7 protein-coding genes are annotated in these 7,949 nt (G+C 42.7%); 5 read left to right on the forward strand and 2 right to left on the reverse strand.

Annotation, left to right across the window (positions count from 1 at the left end):
* From VTH8203_RS15415 to VTH8203_RS15435, 5 genes are all read left to right on the forward strand, one after another.
* The coding region (locus tag VTH8203_RS15415; RefSeq protein ID WP_167385829.1) for a transposase domain-containing protein at positions 1 to 196 on the forward strand (196 nt) is incomplete at its 5' end.
* A 394-nt stretch (positions 197 to 590) separates the two neighbouring features.
* Entirely contained in the window at positions 591 to 1,988 is a 1,398-nt protein-coding gene (locus VTH8203_RS15420; RefSeq protein WP_096994475.1) for a chondroitinase-B domain-containing protein, read from the forward strand.
* 263 nt (positions 1,989 to 2,251) lie between these two features.
* The gene (locus VTH8203_RS15425) at positions 2,252 to 3,463 is read left to right on the forward strand and encodes a phosphoribosyltransferase family protein (RefSeq protein WP_096994476.1); all 1,212 of its coding nucleotides are present in this window, start codon (positions 2,252 to 2,254) and stop codon (positions 3,461 to 3,463) included.
* Positions 3,464 to 3,712: 249 nt separating this feature from the next.
* Entirely contained in the window at positions 3,713 to 5,083 is a 1,371-nt protein-coding gene (locus VTH8203_RS15430; protein ID WP_096994477.1) for an MATE family efflux transporter, read from the forward strand.
* 90 nt (positions 5,084 to 5,173) lie between these two features.
* Positions 5,174 to 6,238 (forward strand): DUF3080 family protein, encoded by a 1,065-nt coding sequence (locus VTH8203_RS15435; protein WP_096994478.1) that lies wholly within the window; start codon positions 5,174 to 5,176, stop codon positions 6,236 to 6,238.
* 3 nt (positions 6,239 to 6,241) lie between these two features.
* Here the strand turns inward: VTH8203_RS15435 and VTH8203_RS15440 are convergent, their stop codons facing one another.
* Together VTH8203_RS15440 and VTH8203_RS15445 are read right to left on the reverse strand one after the other, a co-directional pair.
* Positions 6,242 to 7,102: a DNA ligase gene (locus VTH8203_RS15440; RefSeq protein WP_096994479.1), complete on the reverse strand. Its 861-nt coding sequence runs from the start codon at positions 7,100 to 7,102 to the stop codon at positions 6,242 to 6,244.
* 172 nt (positions 7,103 to 7,274) lie between these two features.
* A complete protein-coding gene (locus VTH8203_RS15445) occupies positions 7,275 to 7,658 on the reverse strand; it encodes a DUF4156 domain-containing protein (protein WP_096994480.1) in 384 nt (127 codons plus the stop codon).
* Between the last annotated feature and the right edge of the window lie 291 nt (positions 7,659 to 7,949).

A 7,949-nucleotide genomic window follows, 5' to 3' on the forward strand; every position in this document is an offset into this window, starting at 1 on the left:
CAGAAAAGCGTGGTTGTTCGCAGACACTAGGCAAGGGGCAAAGGCGAGTGCAGTGTGTTATAGCTTGGTGGAAACAGCAAAACTGAATGGTCTAGAGCCATACCAATACTTACACACCCTTCTTACTGAGTTGCCATACGCAGAAAGCGTCGAGCAAATCGAAGCGCTTCTACCCTGGAACATCAAAAACGATTAAATCGTCACTATTATCCGCTCACGACCTGCTGAGTATTGAGCGGATACATACTAAGTACACTAATATTACTAATCCCCCTCCCTTCTTTGCAGAGCCGCTCATATAGATCTAGTTAAGCATCTACTAAGAGTCAAAGAAAAACCAGAATATTACAAACAAAAACAATAACTTAAATTTAAAATGAAAATTTAAGAGACCTACTATCCCGAACCAAGACCCTTTACAACCCTCAAATAGTAAAGTTTTATTTGTATTATCAAATTATTTGAACTTATCCACAATTTAACAAAGCCGACGCGATTCAGACCACATTCCAGAAGCGAATCGGTTTTCTCGCCCTCTTTTGTGTGGCTAACCTTCCCTCATACTCAAATACCCTACAAAAGAGATACTTATGAAAAAGTCACCAATTGCATTTATTTTAGGTTCATTACTATTCGCAGGCGCGACAACTAGCCACGCAAGCACAGAACAAATTACCCAACCGACAGCAGTTATGGTTGATCAAGGTGTTGCTGTTGCTTCTGCACAAGAAGTGCTGGAGCTACGCGAGAGCATCAACAACGCGCAAGATGGCGACGTAATTAGCATCAAACCAGGTCGTTATGCTGATTTAGGTCGTGTGACTTTATCAGCGAACAACGTCAAGATTGTCGCTCAAGAGCCTGGAACCGCTATTTTTAACGGTTCTACTCAGTTCTTGGTTAAGGGTGACAACAACCTCATTGAGAGCTTGGTCTTCACTGATGGCGGCGCAACACTAAGCACTGAAAGTCATGATGCAAACATCATGGGCGTATTTGGTATCTTTGGTAAAAACAATACGTTAAACAACTCTGTCATCTACAAGTTCAACGACTACGAATACGTAGCGGATGAGAACGGGAAATACCCTAACATCCGTTGGATCACGGTTGGCGGTGAAAACAACAAGATTACCAACAATACCTTTGAAGGTAAGTACAAGCGTGGCGCGATGCTTGTTGTGGCAACATCAGACAAGTTAGAGAAAACCCTAATCGAAGGTAACATCTTTAAAGACCTTACGGCTTTAGATATGGAGCTCATCGAAAACTCTACCCCGAAAATGGTGAGAACAAACCGTAACGACAGACAAGCGATCCGCGTGGGTGACAGCCACAACTCTCTGTTTGACTCACAAAGTATTGTCCGCAATAACTACTTCGACAATATCAGTGGTTATGTCGGTAAAAACGGGTCTGGCGAGATCGAGCTTGTCTCAGTGAAAGCGAGCGGTATCACTTTTGATGGCAACACAATCAAAAACAGTACTTCGATGATTTCTCTTCGACACGGCCATAATAATGTTGTGACAAACAACGTAATCTTACCGGGTAACACGGCTAATTCAGGTGGTATCCGCATCTATGATGAGAACCACGTGATTGAAAACAACTATATCGAAGGCACATTAGGTAAAGGTACTTACCGTGGCGCTCTTGTGCTGAACACTGGCATCATCGATGTAGCGAATGGCGAAGTGCTAAGTAAAGATTCAACGGATGGTAAAACACTACAAAAGCAGTGGACACCAAAAGACGTTGTGGTTAAGAACAACACGCTAGTAAACAATACACAAGGCATCTTTGCGAGTAATGCAATTCACCGTGTGAGTTTAAGCAACGATGAACGTGTTGAAACAATCTTCCCTGCTGTTGATACGTTATTTGAAAACAACCTATCTATCGCGACTGAAGATGGTACGAACGCCTTCCGACAGTTTGATGGTGAAAAATTCCAAATGGTTGGTTCAACTATCGTTATCAACTAATCGATTTCATCTATTATCTTTGGTTCGTTCAGCAACCTATTCGCTGAACGAACCTAATTCTTGTCCCCTGTTACCTTTCCTTATAATCAGTCAATCGCACAACTAGACGCCCGCAGATACGCAAACGTTTGCTCAACCAGCCACCTCAAAGTAACTCCGAATTAATTCTTTTAGTAAAAACTCACTATTTCCACTGCCGTTCTGCGCGTTTTATAGCTAGAATACGCGCAACCCACTCCCCCATCCTACGGATAAGGAATGCCATGAGCAGCCAAAACGTACTGTCTAACGAAGTCGTGATCGTAAGCAACTCTTCTGATAACCCTTTTGCCATTGATGTCGCTTACGCTATGGGACAACACGAAGATATCTCTGATGTCATCAGCATGAAGCACTTCATGAACACCGAATTTTGCCCACGTTTTATCTCTGATGAAGACGATATGGACAATATCGGTAACAGCTTAGAAGGCAAAACGGTTGTGATCGTCAGTACTGGTAACCTCGTTACTAGTCGACAAGAGCTGGCCATGCACAACTTCATCATTGCTCGCGCAGCAAAAGAGAATGGTGCAAACCGTGTAGTTTTAGTCGAACCTGATCTGTTTTTCTCTGCTCAAGACCGTGGCCCTCGCCCAGAACTGGGTGATGCGGATACTGACCGCTCTGTCTCTGATATTAAGAAATTCGATGGTCAGCCTTTCACCGCTAAGCTCTACGCACAGATGCTTAAACTGTCAGGCGTGGATGATGTGATTACCGTTCACAACCACTCTATCTCTGTGCAGAAGATGTTTAGCGATGTATTTGAAGGTCGTTTCTACAACCTTATTCCTTATGAGATTTACGCGCACTATCTATTAAATTCAAATATCTTGAGCTTCGGTGAGGAAGGCGAAGGTCTTGTGTTGTGTGCTCCAGACAAAGGCGCGCGCGATTTTGTCAAAGAGATGTACAACACTTTAGGCTTAACCAAAGCCAAGTTCATCATGCTAGACAAAGAACGTACCGCTGAGCGCAAAGTTGAAATCACGCTACATAAAGAGAGCGAAGATACGTTTGAAGGGCTCGATAACCCTAGTATCGTTTTGTTTGACGACATGGTACGTACCGGCTCTACTGTCGTTAAATCTTGTCAGTTCTTACAGAAGTTGAAGCCAGCGAACATGGTATTTACTGTTTCGCACTTCTACGCAAGCTCTGAAGGTCGTGAGCGCATGTCAAACCCTGCGCTGGGCGAAATTCTAACGCTGAACACGATGCCAACCATCCTTAACCGTGATGAGCAAGGTCGTCTGCGTAAGAAGATGGTGGTACTAAAAATCGAGAAATTCTTGGCTCAAGAGCTTTGTAAAATTCTTGATATTCCTCAACGTTCAGTCGAGGAAAACCCATACAAGATCGACATGTCTTCAAAGAACCCACGCTTCCAACGCAAGATTTGGTTCTCTGATCAACTCTCTGAGTTACAGTAACCAACACTTGATTCAGCTTCTACAAAGCCTGCTTAAACGCAGGCTTTTGTTATTTTTAGCGTCTGATTTTAAGGGCTCCTCCTTGCCTTAGTTAATCGTCCATCATAAAACAGGCACCGTGAAATAATTGTGACTGAAGGTTCGTTTCTAAAATCAACAATTTTCTGACCACAGAGACAATAAATCATGGTGTGACTTGGCAATATTCTCTATCATTCACAGTGGTTATTATCAAACATGGATTCTTACGTGCAACGCTATCAGACCGAAGCTAAAAATCTTATCAAACTCGCCTCCCCTGTTCTTATCGCTTCGATAGCTCAAACAGGAATGGGATTCGTTGACACCATCATGGCTGGTGGCGTCAGTGCTGTTGACATGGCGGCGGTCTCTATCGCAGCCAGTGTTTGGCTTCCTTCTATTCTTTTTGGTATCGGTCTGTTAATGGCCTTGGTACCCGTTGTTGCACAACTCAATGGCGCTGGAAAGCAAAAGCAGATCCCTTATGAGATCCATCAAGGATTCATCATGGCTCTGCTTATTAGTGTTCCAATTATCATGGTCCTATTGCAAATAGAAACCATACTCGATCTAATGAATGTCGAAACCATCATGGCAGAAAAAACCGTAGGCTACATTTACGCAGTTATTTTTGCGGTGCCTGCTTTTCTGTTGTTCCAAGCACTACGTAGTTACACTGACGGAATGTCGCTGACCAAGCCCGCGATGGTTATTGGTTTTATTGGCTTGCTGATCAATATCCCACTTAACTGGATCTTTGTTTACGGGAAATTCGGTGCACCAACGTTAGGCGGTGTTGGATGTGGCGTTGCGACCACAATCGTCTATTGGCTCATGTTCTTTATGATGCTATTTTATGCCATCACTACTGACCGACTCAAGCACATTGAACTTTTTAAAACATGGCATAAACCAGAGCGAAAAGCACAGGTTCGCTTGGTTAAACTTGGCTTTCCTATCGCTGCTGCAATTTTTTTTGAAGTATCACTCTTTGCCGTTGTTTCATTGCTTGTCGCGCCACTTGGCTCACTTGTCGTGGCATCGCATCAAGTGGCAATGAACTTTTCATCTTTAGTCTTCATGATCCCAATGAGTATCGGTGCAGCAGTCAGTATCCGCGTTGGACATAAACTGGGTGAGACTGATACAGCTGGAGCCGTCATTGCATGTCGTGTCGGCCTCGGAGTGGGTCTTGGGACCGCTATTTTCACCGCAATCTGTACGTTAATCTTTAAGCAACAAATCGTTCACCTTTATACCGACAATGTAGAAGTAGTAGCGCTAGCAATGCACCTGTTGATTTTTGCAGCCATCTATCAATGTACAGACGCAATCCAAGTTGTTGCAGCGGGCGCATTACGTGGCTATAAAGACATGAAAGCCATTTTTAATCGTACATTTATCGCCTATTGGCTAATTGGATTACCATTAGGCTACGTTCTCGGAATGACCGATTTAATTATCGAGCCAATGGGAATTGTTGGTTTCTGGATTGGCTTTATTGCTGGTCTATCAAGTGCCGCTATCATGCTCACTATCCGACTGCTATGGATGCACCGTCAAAACGATGAGTTACAACTCGAATACGCGAGCCGCTAGCTTTAGAGCATCGATAAGTTTATTAAGGGTGCTCAAAGATAGACTATGCTTACGTAATACCTAGATACGTAGTTTAACGCGCAGAAAACTTTGAAAGCACTAACAACACCTCCATCAGCAAAAGCAGTCATGGCGCTTGTTTTTTTCTTAAGCGCCTTGTCTGGATGTATTGAGCAGAAAGGAGCTGAGAGCCGTTTCGAAGACTATTTGTCGAGAATTGCCTCGGTTCAAAACAGCGACGCGTTACCTCACCCTGAAAACACTTTAATCACCCTTCCGAGCCAACGCGATATTACTATCGATATTCCACGCACTACGCTGGGCATCGTCGATAGCTATCAGCTTAGAAAATGCCATCTTTTTGAGCTGATAGCTGAACGTAATTCTGTTTTAGGTAAAGTCCAAGACCAGTTTCGTGATTTTGACTATCAGATAACATTAATCGACGGTATAGAGCGATGCTTGTTATCAGATAAAATAGAACAAAGTGTGAAAGCCCAGCTTGAAGACATTCTGGCCACTAAATACCGTTATCTTCCCAGCTACTTTTCAAATCTTATCTTTACCAGTAATGCGATGCGCGCTCAGCTATCCGGTAATCAGTGGTTAGATGAAGGGATAAGTAGTCAAGCGGCTCAATTACATTCTGCGTTAAATACATTCAATAGTATTGCCGCTTACATTCTCACACAAACCGAAGGAAGCCATACCTTAACCTTACCTCCGTCGATTACACCGTACCAAGAAACATTAGAGAAAACGAAACTTATCGGAAATCTCGCCTATTCTCTTCAAGCGAGTACACAGTGGCTGACGGTAGCCACTCAACAATTGCAGAAGTACGATAATAAAATTTTATGTGGGGCTAACAGAGATACTACCCGCTTTAACTATTTGGTTAATGTCTTCAACAACCTATTCATCACCGATATTCAGCCTTACCTCTCGTTTCTCAGCAGTGAATATCAAGCCATCTCTCGCGAGGTGGTGTTTATCAAGCACGTTTTGGACAAGGTCCAGCAAGATAAGGTGTCGGTTTATCGACTCGACCGCATTTATGATGAATTCAAAGCGGCAAATCAGCAGCATGTATTCTATTGGAAGTCGTTGTTTAAGCGCTGTGGTAAAACTCTGACGGAGATAAGGCAACCGTAATGGCTACTCTGGATCGCGAATTCGGAAAAATCGAGCAAAGCGTGGCAATCCATTGACTGTCCATCCGTTGTGCTTAAAAGTAATCACGGTTCCGATTTTAGGAGGATTAGTACGTTCTATATCGCTAAATCCGCTACCGACATAAAACCGTGCGCCGTCACTGAGTTCGATAAGTAATGCGCCCATCTTTCCTTGATACTTGCCTTTCCCCTCTTTGTAGCCAACCACCAGGCCTTCCATATCTTGTACGGTTTTGACTTTAACAAGTGAATGGTTTCTGCCCGGATGATAGACCTCATGTTTCAGTTTAAGCATCAGCCCTTCAGCCTTGTTCGCTGTTATCCATTCTAAATAGTCATCGAGTTCTTTATGGCTTAAAACCGTACGCTGCTCTACACATTGAATATGTCTCATAGCAACAGTTTGACAGTAACGTTTAAGAAATTCATAACGTTGTTCAAATGTTCCTAAATGCCCAGGCGCGTCAAACAATTTAAAACGGATTTTTTGCCAAGCTTCATTATCAGGGATAAGGTCAAGTACTGTATTTTGGACTTTTGAGAACTGCTGTCTTCCCGCCCATAACTCTCCTTCGACCATGATGGAGGGGAGCGAATGTATAAACCAATCTGGAGCGTTAATTACGCGTCCCGAGCGCGTCACTAACTGTTCTCCTGTCCAAATAGCACGAATACCGTCCAACTTCTCACTAACATAGTACTCGTTCATATTCAGGCTTTGGTCGTAATTGATGGCGTTCACAACGCTAGGTTTAGTGTCCAGGTAGGCGACTCCCTCCGCAAAACCATCCGTTGATAACATCGATATTGATATAATATAGGGCCAATAATTTGCTCTGTTCATTCTACTGTTCTTTAGACGTTAAAATTAACGTTATTCTAGACAACAACAATATTTTAGTTCGATTATTGCCATGCAAAGTCGAGCTAATTTGAATGATCTAGCAGCAAGGGATATATCAATTACAATTGGGTTTGAAGTGACTCGATAGAATAGTTTCTTATCGATAAAAATATCATTGTTCCGCGCAGAAATACGCCTCACCAATTAACGTACTACTGTAAGTACCTTTACTACTAGACATACCAAACGAATTTTTGTCCGCATAAGCGTACAGACCATCGTTACTATTATCTACACTCTTTTGTAGTACAACGACATTCGCTCCTAGTTTATGTGCCTCGTTTTTCAGCTGGTTTCTAGCACCAACCAGAATGTTTCTGTCACTTGTAAAGTCGGCGGTAAACCAATTACCTTGCGTTCCATCGACTTCACCTAAGTACAAGCAATTTGCAGGTGCAGAATCGACAATTCTGACCGATTTAGCATCTTGGTTAATGGGCTTAGCAGAGCAACCAACCATTAAAGTAATGGCTAGTAATAATGTGGAGTTTTTCATTTATTCACCAATCTAAAGATACGATTCTTATGAAGCCCGCATATTACAATCAGATTGATAGATCATAGAATCAGAGTGTGAATCAGGGCGAGATCTCACATAGTTTGTAGGGTTTAATTGATTAAATGCCAAACAACACGGTCAATTTGCGTTCACCTGCATCAAGGAATTAAATGTTCTTTATTTTCGATTGAACTAATCCTGATTTTGTTGATCAGATCATTATCTATGTACTACTCAACCTACAAAATGACACTTTTTGAACGCCTTAATCGCATACCCGATCCACGT

It is taken from the genome of Vibrio thalassae, assembly GCF_900089835.1.
Taxonomy (GTDB): domain Bacteria; phylum Pseudomonadota; class Gammaproteobacteria; order Enterobacterales; family Vibrionaceae; genus Vibrio; species Vibrio thalassae.